This is a genomic window from Gordonia sp. AC31 (assembly GCF_031844505.1).
Classification (GTDB): Bacteria; Actinomycetota; Actinomycetes; order Mycobacteriales; family Mycobacteriaceae; genus Gordonia; species Gordonia hongkongensis.
Window position 1 is genome coordinate 296,389 of record NZ_JAUZVK010000004.1, and the last position, 14,595, is coordinate 310,983.

12 protein-coding genes are annotated in these 14,595 nt (G+C 70.0%); 7 read left to right on the forward strand and 5 right to left on the reverse strand.

The window, feature by feature from the left end; genetic code table 11:
* Positions 1-44: 44 nt before the first annotated feature.
* The 4 genes from Q9R39_RS07325 to Q9R39_RS07340 all read left to right on the forward strand — a co-directional run bounded on the left by Q9R39_RS07325 (position 45) and on the right by Q9R39_RS07340 (position 6,655).
* Entirely contained in the window at positions 45-2,060 is a 2,016-nt protein-coding gene (locus Q9R39_RS07325; RefSeq protein WP_078112316.1) for an APC family permease, read from the forward strand.
* On the forward strand, positions 2,057-3,364 hold the full coding sequence (locus tag Q9R39_RS07330) for a TRAM domain-containing protein (RefSeq protein WP_311277256.1): 1,308 nt from the start codon (positions 2,057-2,059) through the stop codon (positions 3,362-3,364). The genes Q9R39_RS07325 and Q9R39_RS07330 overlap by 4 nt, the downstream gene beginning before the upstream one ends.
* Before the next feature lie 151 nt (positions 3,365-3,515).
* Entirely contained in the window at positions 3,516-5,474 is a 1,959-nt protein-coding gene (gene dxs, locus Q9R39_RS07335) for a 1-deoxy-D-xylulose-5-phosphate synthase (RefSeq protein ID WP_078112449.1), read from the forward strand.
* A gap of 41 nt (positions 5,475-5,515) precedes the next feature.
* Positions 5,516-6,655, forward strand: a complete 1,140-nt coding sequence (locus tag Q9R39_RS07340; protein ID WP_311277257.1) for a glutamate--cysteine ligase — start codon at positions 5,516-5,518, stop codon at positions 6,653-6,655.
* Between the two features lie 320 nt (positions 6,656-6,975).
* Here the strand turns inward: Q9R39_RS07340 and Q9R39_RS07345 are convergent, their stop codons facing one another.
* The 3 genes from Q9R39_RS07345 to Q9R39_RS07355 form a co-directional block, all read right to left on the reverse strand.
* Positions 6,976-7,404: an SRPBCC family protein gene (locus tag Q9R39_RS07345; protein WP_068969826.1), complete on the reverse strand. Its 429-nt coding sequence runs from the start codon at positions 7,402-7,404 to the stop codon at positions 6,976-6,978.
* Between the two features lie 155 nt (positions 7,405-7,559).
* Entirely contained in the window at positions 7,560-8,849 is a 1,290-nt protein-coding gene (locus Q9R39_RS07350) for an HRDC domain-containing protein (RefSeq protein WP_311277258.1), read from the reverse strand.
* Complete coding sequence (locus Q9R39_RS07355; protein WP_058250234.1) at positions 8,846-9,472, reverse strand: DUF3000 domain-containing protein; 627 nt, start codon at positions 9,470-9,472, stop codon at positions 8,846-8,848. Before Q9R39_RS07355 ends, Q9R39_RS07350 begins: the two co-directional genes overlap by 4 nt.
* 93 nt (positions 9,473-9,565) lie before the next feature.
* Between Q9R39_RS07355 and hemE the strand changes: the two genes are divergently transcribed.
* Genes hemE through hemQ form a run of 3 tightly spaced genes read left to right on the forward strand, consistent with a single transcriptional unit; the run spans position 9,566 to position 12,789 of the window.
* On the forward strand, positions 9,566-10,630 hold the full coding sequence (gene hemE, locus Q9R39_RS07360) for a uroporphyrinogen decarboxylase (RefSeq protein WP_311277259.1): 1,065 nt from the start codon (positions 9,566-9,568) through the stop codon (positions 10,628-10,630).
* Positions 10,630-12,036 carry a protoporphyrinogen oxidase gene (hemG, locus tag Q9R39_RS07365; RefSeq protein WP_311277260.1) on the forward strand — a complete coding sequence of 469 codons (1,407 nt, stop codon included), beginning with the start codon at positions 10,630-10,632 and terminating at the stop codon, positions 12,034-12,036. The genes hemE and hemG overlap by 1 nt, the downstream gene beginning before the upstream one ends.
* Before the next feature lie 57 nt (positions 12,037-12,093).
* Positions 12,094-12,789, forward strand: coding sequence for a hydrogen peroxide-dependent heme synthase (gene hemQ, locus Q9R39_RS07370; RefSeq protein WP_311277261.1), 696 nt, complete (start codon positions 12,094-12,096; stop codon positions 12,787-12,789).
* Between the two features lie 21 nt (positions 12,790-12,810).
* Here hemQ and msrB read toward each other — a convergent pair whose 3' ends face one another.
* Positions 12,811-13,242 (reverse strand): peptide-methionine (R)-S-oxide reductase MsrB, encoded by a 432-nt coding sequence (msrB, locus tag Q9R39_RS07375; RefSeq protein ID WP_311277262.1) that lies wholly within the window; start codon positions 13,240-13,242, stop codon positions 12,811-12,813.
* Between the two features lie 41 nt (positions 13,243-13,283).
* Positions 13,284-14,564 (reverse strand): glycosyltransferase family 87 protein, encoded by a 1,281-nt coding sequence (locus Q9R39_RS07380; RefSeq protein ID WP_311277263.1) that lies wholly within the window; start codon positions 14,562-14,564, stop codon positions 13,284-13,286.
* Positions 14,565-14,595: the final 31 nt, after the last annotated feature.

Here is a 14,595-nt window from a genome sequence, read left to right on the forward strand (position 1 = left end):
AGTCGAACCTACCCGCCTCGGCGCCAACGCTCTAGGGTTGCCTGGTGTCCACCGTCTCCAAGGTGTCCGTTGCGACGAAACGCCTCCTGCTCGGCAGGCCTTTCCGCAGCGACACGCTCGGTCACACGCTGCTGCCCAAGCGGATAGCCCTGCCGGTGTTCGCCTCCGACGCGATGAGCTCGGTGGCGTACGCGCCGCAGGAGATCTTCCTGGTCCTGTCCGTCGCCGGCATCAGCGCGCTGGCGTTCACGCCGTGGGTGGCGATCGCCGTCGCCGTCGTCATGGCCGTGGTCGTCGCGAGCTACCGCCAGAACGTGCACGCCTACCCCTCGGGTGGCGGCGACTACGAGGTCGCGACCGTCAATCTCGGTCCCAACGCGGGCCTGACCGTCGGCAGCGCCCTGCTGGTGGACTACGTGCTCACGGTGGCGGTGTCGGTCACGTCGGCGGCGGAGAACATCGGTTCGGCGATCCCGTTCGTCGAAGAGCACAAGGTGTGGTTCTGCGTCGGCGCGATCATGCTGCTCGCCGCGGTCAACCTGCGCGGCATCAAGGAGTCCGGCGCCGTGCTCGCGATCCCGACCTACGGGTTCATCATCGGTGTCCTGGGCATGCTCATCTGGGGGTTCACCGAGATCTACGTGCTCGGGCAGGACATCCATTCCGAGACCGCCGACTTCGGCATCGTGCCCGAACAGGACAACCTCACCGGGCTGGCGCTGATCTTCCTCGTCGCCCGGTCGTTCTCCTCGGGCTGTGCGGCGCTCACCGGGGTGGAGGCCATCAGCAACGGGGTGCCGGCCTTCCGGAAGCCGAAGTCGCGCAACGCCGCGACGACGCTGCTGCTGCTGGGCGCGTTCTCCATCACCCTGCTGATGGGCATCGTGCTGCTGGCGGAGAAGATCGGCGCGAAGTACGTGATGAACCCGGAGCAGGACCTCATCGGGGCGCCGGAGGGTTACCAGCAGAAGGCCATGATCGCCCAGCTGGCCCATGCCGTCTTCGACTCCTTCCCGCCGGCCTTCTTCTTCGTCGCCACCGTCACCGCGCTGATCCTGCTGCTGGCCGCGAACACCGCCTTCAACGGTTTCCCGGTCCTGGGCTCGGTACTCGCGCAGGATCGCTACCTGCCGCGCCAGTTGCACACCCGAGGCGACCGCCTGGCGTTCAGCAACGGCATCTTGTTCCTCGCGATCGCCGCGATCATCTTCGTCGTCGCGTTCGGCGCGCAGGTGACGTCCCTGATCCAGCTCTACATCGTGGGCGTCTTCGTGTCGTTCACCTTGAGTCAGACGGGCATGGTGCGGCATTGGACCCGCCTGCTGCGTACCGAGACCGACCCGAGCGCGCGGCGTCGGATGATGCAGTCCCGGGTGGTCAACACGGTCGGCCTGGTGATGACCGCGACGGTCCTGGTCGTCGTCCTGATCACCAAGTTCACCGAGGGTGCCTACATCGCCGTGATCGCGATGGTCTCGCTGTTCGTGATCATGAAACTCATCCATCACCACTACGCGTCGGTGCAGCGCGAACTCGACCGCGCCGAGGACGACGACGAGGCCGTCCTGCCCAGCCGCACACATTCGATCGTGCTCGTGTCCAGCCTGCACATGGCGTCCAAGCGGGCCCTGCGGTATGCGCGGGCCACCCGTCCGGACGTACTGGAGGCGATCACGGTCAACGTCGACGACCGCGACACCCGCAAGCTCGTCTCGGAGTGGGAGGCCAGCGACATCACCGTCCCGCTGAAGGTCATCGCCTCGCCCTATCGCGAGATCACCCGGCCCGTCATCGAATACGTGCGCCGGGTGCGGCGTGAGTCGCCGCGCGACGTCGTGACCGTGTTCATCCCGGAGTATGTCGTCGGGCACTGGTGGGAGCAGATCCTGCACAACCAGTCGGCGCTGCGCCTCAAGGGCCGGCTGCTGTTCGAGCCCGGCGTGATGGTGACCTCGGTGCCGTGGCAGCTCACCTCGTCGGACCGGCGCAAGGAAGACCGCGCGTACTGGGCGCCGGGGGAGACCCGCCGTGCGCTCGGCGAACCCGAACGGCGACCGTGAGCGGCCCGGCAACACCGCGACGGGTCGAGGTGACCGTCGACCGTCCGGCCAACGGCGGTGAGTCCGTGGGCCGCGCCGACGGCCGCGTCGTGTTCGTCCGCGGGGCGATCCCCGGCGAACGGGTGGTCGCCGACATCACCGACGACCGGCACGACTCGTACTGGCGGGCTGAGGTGACGGAAGTGCTCGACGCCTCGCCGCATCGGGTGGCGACGCGGTGTCCGGCGGCCGCGGCCGGGGCCGGGTGCTGTGATCTCGCGCACGTGGCACCCGATCACGCGCGGGACCTGAAACAGGCTGTGCTGCTCGATGTCCTGGATCGCGTGGGCCGTCTACCGGGCGCGATCGTCGCCGGCACCGAGCTGGCGACCGACGGCGTGCGGCGTCTCGTTGACGCCGACACGGGGTGGCGAATCCGGACCCGCCTGGCCGTGGACGGCCGGGGGCGCCCGGGGCAGTCGGCGTTCCGCGGCCGCGGCGTCGTCACCGAGGCCTGCGTCCAGCCCGCCCCGGGAATGCTCGACGGACTCGCCGACCGTGGTTTCACCCCGCACTCCGAACTCGCCGTCGTGCTCGACGCCGACGGCGCGCGCCACATCACCGAACTCGCGCCCGTGGCGGAGCCGCGGCGGGGCCGCGCCGACAGCCGGCGCCGGGCGCAGCAGAACCGCGCCCGGCACGCACGGCCTCGTGCCCAGCGGGTCGTCGAAGGCGGGGCGACGGCCGTCCAGCGGGTCGGCGGGCGGTCGTGGGACATTCCCGTCGCGGGATTCTGGCAGGCGCACCGCGACGCGCCGCGGGCCTACGCCGAGACCGTCGTCGACTTCGTCGGTGCGCATCTCGGGGGACCGCCACGTGTGGCGTGGGATCTGTACGGCGGGGCAGGGGTGTTCGCGGGTGCACTGCTCGACGGCCCGGCCGGTGCGCCGGACACGGTGCACATCGTCGATTCGGATCCGGCCGCACTCGACGCCGCCGAACAGGCCTTCGCCGGCGACGGCGATCGGGTACACACCCACCGCGGGGAGGTCGCGGCCCGTATCGCGGACCTCACCGCGCGGCCGGACGTCGTCGTCCTCGATCCCCCGCGTACCGGAGCCGGGGAACGGGTGATCGGGGCGATCGCCGACGCCCGGCCGGGCATCGTGGTCCACGTGGGCTGTGACGCCGCCCGATTCGCACGTGATCTCGGATACTTCGCCGCTCGCGGATTCCGTGTCGTCGACATACGCGGTTTCGACGCATTCCCGCTGACGCACCACGTGGAGGCGGTGGCCTGCCTCATTCCGGCCGCCGCCGGCTGAGCGACGCGCGCTCGCGAGGTCCGGGATCCCGACGTGTCGGCCATCCGTCGATCGGGCTCGCGACGAATGCTTCCGTAGACTGACCAGACATGTGCCGGACGTTCTCCGGCTCGACAGCCGACCTGGCGTCACGCCGGTGATGGAGGAAACGATGGGTGTGCTCGACCGGATCAGCTCGCCGGCCGATCTCCGGCCGCTGTCGGACGAGGAGATGAAGGTCCTCTCGGCCGAGATCCGGACGTTCCTGATCGAGAAGGTCGCCGCCACGGGCGGACATCTCGGACCGAACCTCGGAGTCGTCGAGTTGACCCTCGGAATCCACCGCGTCTTCGACTCGCCGTCGGATCCGATCCTGTTCGACACCGGCCACCAGTCCTACGTCCACAAGATCGTCACCGGACGTAAGGACGGCTTCGATCAGCTGCGCCAACGCGGCGGGCTCACCGGCTACCAGGAGCGCGCGGAGTCCGAACACGACTGGGTGGAGTCCTCGCACGCGTCGGCGGCGCTGTCGTATGCGGACGGGCTCGCGAAGTCCTTCGAACTGACCGGTCAGCCGGATCGCACGGTGGTCGCGGTGGTCGGCGACGGCGCCCTGACCGGCGGCATGTGCTGGGAGGCGATCAACAACATCGCCGCCTGCAACCGCCGGGTCGTCATCGTCGTCAACGACAACGGTCGGTCCTATGCGCCGACGATCGGCGGACTCGCAAGTCACCTGTCGGGGCTGCGCCTGCAACCCGGGTACGAGAAGTTCCTCGACGAGGGTCGCCGCGTCGTCAAGCAGGTGCCGGTCGTCGGGGAGCCGGCATACGCCGTCCTGCACGGGATGAAGAGCGGGCTCAAGGACCTCCTGGCCCCGCAGGCGATGTTCACCGATCTCGGACTGAAGTACGTCGGACCCGTCGACGGTCACGACATCGACGCGGTCGAGTCGGCGCTGCGGCAGGCCCGCGACTTTGGCGGCCCGGTGATCGTGCACACCGTGACCCGCAAGGGCATGGGCTACGCCCACGCCGAGAACCACGTCGCCGACCTCATGCATGCGACCGGCATCATCGACCCGGTCACCGGCCGGCCCACGAGCGTCTCACCCCAGGACTGGACCGCCGTGTTCTCCGCCGCACTGCTCGACGCCGGCGCCAACCGTCCCGACGTCGTCGCGATCACCGCGGCGATGCCCGGGCCGACGGGACTCACCCCCTTCGGCGAGCGCTACCCGGACCGCATGTTCGACGTCGGCATCGCCGAACAGCATGCGATGACCTCGGCGGCCGGTCTCGCGCTCGGCGGACTGCATCCGGTCGTCGCCATCTACTCGACGTTCCTCAACCGCGCGTTCGATCAGCTGCTGATGGACGTCGCGCTGCTGAAGCAGCCGGTGACGCTCGTCCTCGACCGTTCCGGCATCACCGGACCCGATGGCCCCAGCCACCACGGCATGTGGGATCTCTCGCTGATGGCGATGGTGCCCGGCCTGCGGGTCGCCGCACCCCGTGACGCCGTCCGACTGCGCGAGGAGTTCGACGAGGCTCTCGGCGTCGCCGACGGCCCCACAGCCCTCCGATTCTCCAAAGGTGCTGTCCCCGAAGACATCCGGGCGGTCGAGCGGCTCGACGACGGTGTCGACGTGCTGCACCGGACGGACCGGGACCTCGGTCCGGCGGGCGGCGATGTGCTCATCGTCGCGGTCGGTGCCTTCTGCGGGCTGGCCGTCGACACCGCCGAACGCCTGGCCCGTCAGGGAATCGATGCGACGGTCGTGGATCCGCGCTGGGTACTGCCGGTGCCCACCTCGGTGGTCGAGGTCGCGCGCCGCCACCGGCTCGTCGTCACGCTCGAGGACGGGTGCACCAGCGGCGGCGTCGGGTCCGCGGTCGCCGCCGCGCTGTCGGCGGCGGAGGTGCTCGTCCCGGTCCAGATCAAGGGCATCCCGCAGGAGTTCATCGCACACGCCTCGCGCAACGAGATCCTCGCCGATATCGGGTTGACCGCGCAGGACCTCGCCCGGTCGATCACCGCGACGGTCTCGGGCATGCAGGCCGGTCCCGGCCTGGACCGGGCGATCGAGAACACGCCCGATCCGGCGGAGAGCCGCGCCGAGGACTGACGTCCCGTTTGACCGATGCCGCCGCTGGGCATTTTCTCCGTGTGAACGACGAGTACGGTTCCGCGGGCGGGGATTTCCGGGGCATTCCGGCGCCGACCCTCGGGGTCGAGGAGGAGTTCGTCCTCGTCGACCGGGAGACCGGACGGCCGGTCGGGAGCAACCGCGAGGTGGCGGCCGCGGCATCCGCGCGCGGCCTCGACCTCGAGTTGGAACTCACCTCGTCGCAGGTGGAGATCGCCACGCCGACCGCGGCGACGAGTCAGGAGATCGGCGACCACCTGCACCGGCTGCGGGGCATCCTGGCGGCGGCCGCCGACGACGTGGGCGTGGACGTGGTGGCCTGCGGGGTGCCGCCACGCGTGCCCGAGTCGTTTCCGGTGACCGACACCGGCCGCTACCGGGCGATCGCCGCGCGGTACGGCATGCTGGCCCACGAACAGGGCATCAGCGGCTGTCACGTCCACGTGGGTGTCCCGGACACCGACACCGCCGTCGCGGTGTGCAATCGCCTGCGCCCGTGGTTACCGATACTGCTTGCGCTGTCGGCGAACTCGGCGATCTATCGCGACGCCGACTCCGGCCACGCCAGTTGGCGCTCGGTGCTCTGGTCGCGATGGCCGGCGGCGGGACCGCCCCCGCACCTGCGGTCGGCCGAACACTTCGCCGAGACGGTCGAACTCCTCGTGGCCACGGGCACGATCCTGGACCCGCACATGCTGTACTGGGACGCCCGGCCGTCGGATCACCTGCCAACGGTCGAGGTGCGGGTCGGGGACGTGCAGATGCGGGTGGAGGAGACACAGACCTTCGCCACCCTCGTCCGTGCGGCGGTGATGACCGCCCTCGACGACCTGCGCGCGGGGGACCGGCGGTTCCCGGCCGCGGACCTCGATCCGGCGCTGCTGTCGGCCGCGTACTGGATCGCCGCCCACGACGGCGTCGACGGGCGTGCGCTCGACCCGACGACCGGCGCGTTGGTGCCGGTCTGGACGCGGGTCGAACAGCTCCTCACCGTGCTCGCGCCGGCGCTGGACCGACTCGGTGAGCGGGACGGCGTCATGCAGGCGCTGGACCGGCTGCGTCTGCAGGGCAACGGGGCCTCTCGCCAGCGGCGCCTCTTCGAGGAGTCCGGATCGGCTCTCGCCGTGGTCCGGGCCGCGACGCTGCACCCGCCTGGCTGACGACGGACGCCTGCCCTTCGTGGGGCTCGTCGCTAGGCGCTCCTCGCACCTCAGTACCAGCGGCCTGACGGCCGTCCTGGACTACGAAAGAAACCTGTGTGCTCGCGGCGAGCCCTACTACTGCTCCCTGAGGAGGCCGGAGCTTGCGGAGGCCGTCACGAAGGGTCCTGGTGAGATGCGTCGCGAACCCTTCGTGGCTCGTCGCTGGCGCTCCTCGCACCTCAGGGAGCGGAGGGAGGGGGTCGCTTGCACCCCACAGACCAGCGGTTTGGTGGTTCCTCGGATTAGGGTGCAGAGGGGTCAGGTCGGCCCCGATCGACTCAGCGCAGTGTCGCCAGGTTCGAGATCGACTTGTGCACATCGGACTCCAGGATCTTGGCGACGAGCCTGCCGACCGAGCCGTTGAGCAGACCGCCGGACAACTCGGCCGACAGATCGAAGTGCGAACCGTCGGCGATCTCGTCGACCTTCATCGCCAGATCGATGTTCACCCCGCCGCGGCCGGTTCCCGAGAGCGCGATGAGCCGCGGCTCGTCGTAGTCGGTGACGGTCCAGTGGATGACGTTGCGGAAGCCCTTGACCTTGATGAGGGAGGAGATGGTGGTGCCCTCGGCGATCGTGTCGGGGACCGGCGAGCGCCACCCGCCGAAGATGGTCATCCACTCGTCGAAGCGCGAGAGGTTGCTGGCGAGCGCCCATGCTGCGCTCGGTTCGAGGTCGGAGTCGATGCCGACGGAGACTGTGGCCACGGATCTGCTCCCATCGCGGAAGGTGGTGTGCTCACCGGAGGTGACTTCCCGGTGGCTCGCGTACTCGGGTGATGGCATTCGGGTCGTGACCCCCGAATGTACGCGAAGGTCGGCGCCACAGCGCGATGGCCGGGGGTCTCGTCGGGCTTGGCGATCTACTCGGCGGCCGCCGTCGGCCCAGGTCGGGCGGCGTCGAGGAGGGCCTCGGTCAGGGCCTCCACACAGAGCGCCCGCTGCCATGTGCGGGCGCCGGCGGCGGCCAGATGTGCATCGAGCGCCTCGGTCGTGATCGGTTCCGGCAACCCGTCCCAGCACAGCTGTCGCACCACATCGGGTGCGAGGAGGTTCTCCACCGGCAGGGTGTGGTCTTCGGCGATCTGTTTGAGCACCGGCCGGACCGCCTGCAGCCGCGCCGCGGCCTCCGGATTGCGCTGATCCCACCGGCTGACCGGGGGCAGACCCGGCCCGGTCGACTTCCGCGAGGGCAGCTTGCTGTCAGGGATCTCGCGAGCCCGCTGCAGCGCGGACATCCAGATCCCGGCCTGACGGCGCTGACGAGGGCCGCCGAAGACCGGCAGCTTGGTGAGTTCGGCGATGGACTGGGGGTTCACGGTAGCGGCGTTGACGATGGCGGTGTCGGGCAGGACACGTCCGGGCGCGACATCCCGACGCTGCGCCAGTTCCTCACGCGCGGTCCACAATTCGCGGACCGCGGCGAGGGCGCGGGTGGACTTCACGGTGTGCACGTTCGACGTCTTGCGCCACCGGTCGGTGCGCGGCGGTGCCGGTGGCCGGCCCAGGACGTACGCGAATTCCTCTCGCGCCCAGCCGTCCTTGCCCGCCTCTGCGAGTGCGGCGTCCATGGCGTCGCGCAATTCGACGAGGACCTCGACGTCGAGCGCGGCGTAGTTCAGCCATTCGTCGGGCAGCGGGCGGCGCGACCAGTCGGCGGCGCCGTGTCCCTTGAGGAGTCCCAGCCCGAGGAACTCCGCCACCATCGCGGCGAGGTTGACCTTCGCCAGGCCCAGGAGGCGTCCGGCCAGCTCGGTGTCGTACAGCTCGACGCACTCGAAACCGAGTTCGCGGAGGCACGGGAGGTCCTGATCGGCCGCGTGCAGCACCCATTCCGGTCCGCGCATCGCGTCGATGACGGGCGCCAGCGCGCCGGGATCACCGATCGGGTCCAGCAGGAAGCTCCCCGATCCGCGTCGTTTGATCTGGATCAGATAGGCGCGTTGCGAGTACCGGTAGCCCGACGCGCGTTCGGTGTCGACGGCGATCGGCCCGTCGCCGGCGGCCAGAGCGGCTGCCGCGTCGGCGAATTCGCTGGCGGTCGCCAGTACCGGGGGCACGCCGTCGGCCGGCCGGAGCAACGGGGTGACCTCCGGCGCGGGGTCCGGCTCGATCGGGTTCTCGGCCGCATCCCCGGGGGTGGAGTCGTTCACGTCGCGCCGAGTTCGGTGACCCCGACCGGGGGGAGGCCGGCGGCGGAGGCGAGCACGTCGCAGAACGCCTCGAGGTGGTTGTTCAGGCCGTCCGAGCTCAGGGCGGTCCACGAGGCGCGCACCTCGAGCTGATGTGCGCGAGGAGGTCCGGCGATGTCGCCGTACCGGACCGACGTCGTGGAGGTGACGGTGCCGCCGAGCGCGGTCACCTCCACGCGGTGGGCGGAACCGTCGGGTGTGGCGGTCGCACCCACCGGGACGCCGAGGGCGTCGCTGAGCCAGCTCCAGGCCACCTCGGGCAGCAGCGGATCCATGGCCAGGGCGGCCTCCACCTCCGCCTGGAGGAACGCGACGAGGCGCATGGTGCCGTTCCACGCGTCCTGTCCGGCGGGATCGAACAGCAGGATGAGGCGCCCGAAGGCGCTGCCCTGCGAATCCGTGGGCACCACGTCGAGGTCCTCGGGCGGGCGCACCTCGGCACCGACGGCGTAGCTGTACGGCGCCAGGCGCTGCGGCGGCCGGATCGGTCCGACCTCGATCTCGCGGCGCACCCGGGCAGCATGCAGCGACTCCACCGCCGCGCGGAAATCAGCAGGCTCGTCCGGAGCTCCCGAAGAGGTCACCGTTCGACCGTAGGGCTGGGGTGCCCGGCCACGGCGGAGGCGCGCCGAGGACCACCCGTGCGCAGATCGAGGGGCATGGCAGAGTAAGCGGTGATGTCGAACGCAACTGGTACCCGGGTCCATAGGTCGAACCTGCCGCTCGTCGCCGCGGCCACCGGCGCGACCCCGTCACGCCGTCCGGTGTGGTTCATGCGGCAAGCCGGTCGCTCGCTGCCCGAATACCGGGCCATCCGCGCCGATCACGGCATGCTGGAGTCCTGCTTCGACGCCGAACTGGTCTGCGAGATCACCATGCAGCCCGTCCGCCGGCACGACGTCGACGCGGCGATCCTGTTCTCCGACATCGTGGTGCCGCTCAAGGCCGCCGGCATCGACCTCGACATCGTCGCGGGCACCGGGCCGGTGATCGCCGAGCCGGTCCGCTCGCCCGACGCGGTGTCGCGCATCCCGCGGCTGGAACCGGCGGCGGTCGGCTCGATCGCGCGGGCCATCGAACTGCTGCTCGGCGAGCTGGGGGACCAGGTGGCGCTGATCGGCTTCGCCGGAGCGCCGTTCACCCTGGCCTCCTACCTCATCGAGGGCGGGCCGAGCCGCAACTACGAGCGGACCAAGGCGATGATGCACGGCGACCCGGAGACGTGGGCCGAGCTGATGGCGCGCCTCGCCGACATCACCATCGCGTTCCTGCGTGTCCAGCTGGAGGCCGGGGTCGACGCGATCCAGCTCTTCGACTCGTGGGCGGGCATGCTGTCGGCCGCCGACTACCAGCGTTTCGTCGCACCGCACAGCGCCCGTGTCCTGGCCGAGGTCGCCGGATACGGCGTCCCGCGCATCCACTTCGGCGTCGGCACCGGTGAGCTGCTCGCCCCGATGGCGCATGTCGGTGCCGATGTCATCGGCGTCGACTGGCGTGTGCCGCTCGAGGAGGCCGTACGCCGGGTGGGTCCGGGTAAGGCCGTGCAGGGCAACCTCGATCCCACCCTGCTGTTCGCCGGCCCCGACGTCGTCGACGCCGAGGTCCGCCGGGTCGTCGCCGACGGTGACCGGGCGATCGCCGCCGGGGCGGTCGGGCACATCTTCAACCTCGGACACGGCGTGCTGCCCGGCACCGACCCGGACGTGCTGACCCGGGCCGTCGAAGTGATCCACGGCCTCTGATGTCCCCGCGGGTCCGGATCGCGATCGTCGGCGGCGGGATCTCCGGTCTGACCGCCGCCTACCGCCTTCGTCGTGCGCTCGGGCCCGACGCGCACCTCGACCTGCTCGAGGCCTCCGGACGGGTGGGCGGGGTCCTGCACACCACGACGGTGGGCGGTCGGGCCGTCGACGTCGGGGCCGAGGCGTTCATCGTCCGGCGACCCGAGGCGCTCGAACTCGTCACCGAACTCGGCCTCGCCGACCGGATCGTCTCGCCGACGACGCGCCGTCCCGCGGTGTGGTCGGGTAAGCGGTTGCATCCGTTGCCCAGTCCGGCGCTGATGGGCATCCCGGCCGGACCGGCCGTCGTCGACGGTCTCGCCGACCCCGAGGACGTCGACCGCATGTCCGGTGAACCCGACCGTCCGATGCGGTGGGAAGCCGGGACCGATACGTCGGTCGGGCAGCTGGTCGCCGACAGGTTCGGGCCCTCGGTGGTGGCGCGCAGCGTCGACCCGATGCTCGGCGGTGTGTACTCCAGTCTCGCCGACGACATCGGGGTCCGCGAGGCGCTACCGGCGCTGGCCACGCGCCTCGATGCGGGCGCCCCGTCGCTCACCGCTGCCGTCGGCGACCTCATCGCCGCGGGGGCCGGGGCCTCGGGGCCGGTCTTCGGCGCCCTCGTGGGCGGATACGCGGTCCTCCTCGACGCCCTGCGGGCCGCGGCCGGCGTCGAACCCGAGATCTCCTGTCCGGTCACCGATGTCACTCCGTCGGGGGCCGGGTGGGTGCTCGACTTCGGTACGGCTCGCGACCCGCGACCGTACGACGCCGTGCTCCTGGCCGTGCCGGCCTGGCGGGCGGGGGAGCTCCTGGGTCGGTCCGCGCCGGACCTGTCTGCGCCGTTGCGCGCGGTCCGGGGCGCCTCGTCGGTGGTGGTGTCGATCGCGCTCGCGCCGGGGACCGAGCTGCCCGATCACTCCGGTGTGCTGGTGGGGACCGGAGAAGGATTGCGCGCCAAGGCTTTCACGTTCAGCTCGCAGAAGTGGGCGCATCTGTCGGATGCGGACCGGCCGGTCTCGGTGCGGGCGTCGTTCGGGAGGTTCGGTGCGGTGGTACCGGATGAGACGACCGAACCCGGCGTCGACGACCGGCTGCGTCGTGAGGCACTCGAAGACCTCGACGAGGTGTGCCGCGCCGCCGGTGTCGCACCGGTGTCGTCGCGGGTCGTCGACGCATACGTCCAGCGTTGGGACGACGGACTGCCGGTCTATGCGCCCGGGCACCTCGCCGCGATGTCGCAGGTGCTGGCCGCGCGGCCGTCGCGTCTGGCCTTGGCCGGGTCGTCGTATGCCGGGGTCGGGGTGCCGGCCTGTATCGGTCGGGCCGGTCGCGCGGCGGCCGAACTGCTGGCAGATCTGACGTGACCCGACTCCGCTGACCTGCCTGGTCGCCGGGTGGGCGCCGGTGGCACGATGGCATCCATGAGCCGCTTGGATTACGCAGAACTCAACTCGACGATCCGCTACCTGATGTTCTCGGTGTTCGCGGTCCGCCCAGGTGAACTGGGTGCTGATCGCGATCAGGCCAAATCCGACGCCGCGGACTTCTTCAAGTCCCTCGAGGACACCGGCGTCGTCGTCCGCGGTGTCTACGACGTGTCGGGTCTGCGCGCCGACGCCGACTTCATGATCTGGTGGCACGCAGAGGACGTCGAGCCGATCCAGGCCGCCTACGCGAAGTTCCGTCGCGAGACCGTTCTGGGACGAGCGTGCAACGCGGTGTGGAGCAACGTCGCGCTGCACCGGCCCGCCGAGTTCAACAAGAGCCACATCCCGGCGTTCCTCGCGGGCGAGGACCCCGGCAACTACATCTGCGTGTACCCGTTCGTGCGGTCCTACGAGTGGTACCTGCTGCCCGAGGAGGAACGTCGCAAGATGCTCGCCGACCACGGGAAGGCAGCGCGCGCGTACAAGGACGTGCGGGCGAACACGGTCTCGTCGTTCGCGCTGGGCGACTACGAGTGGCTGCTGGCCTTCGAGGCGCCGGAGCTGCACCGCATCGTCGATCTCATGCGTGATCTGCGCGCCACGGAGGCGCGGATGCACGTCCGCGAGGAGACCCCGTTCTTCACCGGACCGCGGGTCGAGGTGCCGGCGCTGATCGACGCCCTGCCCTGAGCCGCGCCGAGGGACCGGCCGCTACTCGGCCGGTTCCAGCGTCAGGCTGATGGAGTTGATGCAGTAGCGCAGGTCGGTGGGGGTGTCGTAGCCCTCATCGGCGAAGACGTGGCCGAGGTGGCTCTTGCAGTTCGCGCAGAGCACCTCGACGCGCCGCATGCCCAACGAGTTGTCCTCGACCTCGATGATCTTGTCGCCGGCGAGCGGGGAGAAGAACGACGGCCAGCCGCAGTGCGATTCGAACTTCTGCTCGCTACGGAACAGTTCGGTGTTGCAGGCGCGGCACCGGTAGATGCCGACCGTCTTGGTGTCGGTGTACTCACCGGTGAACGGCGCCTCGGTGCCCGCCTGGCGGAGGACACGGTACTCGGCCGGCGTCAGGCGCTGGCGCCATTGCTCGTCGGTGAGTTCGGCGAGATTCTCGGCGTCGGTCGACGGGGTGCTGTCGGTCATGTCCTCCACGGTAGCGCGCTGCCGGACCGGCTTTGGCAGCACTATTTCGACAGGCCCACGGTCTCGCTCGTGGAAGTCGTGGTCTCGGTGGCGGGGATGCTCGGCGCGTCGGTCTCCGAGCGGACCGGCGGCACCATGCCGGCCACCCCGTCGGACCTCATCTCGAGATAGCGGAACAGCAGCGAGCAGAACACCGCGATCATCAGGAGTGACCAACCCCAGGTGACCTTGTTGTACTCGACCATCCAGCCGAACGCCGTCCAGCGGTCGGAGTAGAAACCGTCGAAGGTCATGCACCCGTAGACACCGAGCCAGGCGGGCCAGTTGCGCATCGGCGATCCGGGCAGCAGCACCGTCATCAGGAGCGGGAACAGGAGCATCGAGTAGTAGCCCTGGCCGAGCGAACCGACGAGGAAGGTCGTGCACAGCAGCACCCCCGACGATGCCGTGATCCACAGCAGTTCGTTGGTCCTGCGGTAGTAGCGGTACAGGAACCACAGCGAGAACGCGGCCATCGCGACGAAGGCGACGCGGAGCAGTAGTACCAGCCAGGGTGCGACGCCGAAGTACGCGCCGTTGCCGGCGATCGAACTGTTGTAGTAGTCGCGCGCCTCGCCGAGGTACGGGACGGTCCGGCTGATGAAGTCGTTCGCGTCGACCGACAGGGGCCAGGCGACGATCGTCAGGACGACCGGAACCACGATGGCGAGCGCGAACACCCGCCACTGCCGGTTGAGCAGCGGCAGCAGCATCAGCGGCGCCAGCACCGGTTTCACCGCGAGGGTGAGGCCCATCGGCACGCCCGCCCACCAGTCGTGCCGGCTGAGCATCAGCATCAGGAAGGCGAGCAGGCCGAGGAGCACGAACGAGTTGAAGTTCGTGAAGATCAGTGTGTGCGAGACGGTCTCGGTGCTGAAGAAGAAGAACAGGACCGTCGGCATGACCCACGAGTTGAACGCGAACCCGAACATCCGGGTGAGCAGGTAGGCGCAGATCAGCAACGCGATGACGCTCGCGGCGATGAAGGCCCAGCGCGCGCGCTCGTAGTCGATGACGGCGACCGGCGCCATCAGCAGGGTGCCCGACGGCGGGTAGAGGTAGTGCGGGTCGACCGTCGCATAGTTCTCGCCGTAGACCGGCAGGCCGTTGAGGAAGTTGTAGGCCGCGGCGTACACCGGTTTGAAGTCGTCGGTGCGGTCACCGTTGACCCCGAGGAACACCGAGCGGTGCACGACCATGAGCAGGCTGATCGGCCACAGGACCATCGGGATGATCCGCTGAGCACTCATCGGGGGATAGAGATACCTGTCGAGATTGGCCACCCGCGAACCGTACTACGCGCGCCGCCGAGCT

Excerpts from the sequence above, each read along its gene's own strand:
- hemE (WP_311277259.1), top strand. The coding sequence starts at position 9,566 with ATGTCGAACGCAACTGGTACCCGGGTCCATAGGTCGAACCTGCCGCTC.
- msrB (WP_311277262.1), bottom strand. The coding sequence starts at position 13,242 with ATGACCGACAGCACCCCGTCGACCGACGCCGAGAATCTCGCCGAACTC.
- dxs (WP_078112449.1), top strand. The coding sequence starts at position 3,516 with ATGGGTGTGCTCGACCGGATCAGCTCGCCGGCCGATCTCCGGCCGCTG.
- hemG (WP_311277260.1), top strand. The coding sequence starts at position 10,630 with ATGTCCCCGCGGGTCCGGATCGCGATCGTCGGCGGCGGGATCTCCGGT.
- hemQ (WP_311277261.1), top strand. The coding sequence starts at position 12,094 with ATGAGCCGCTTGGATTACGCAGAACTCAACTCGACGATCCGCTACCTG.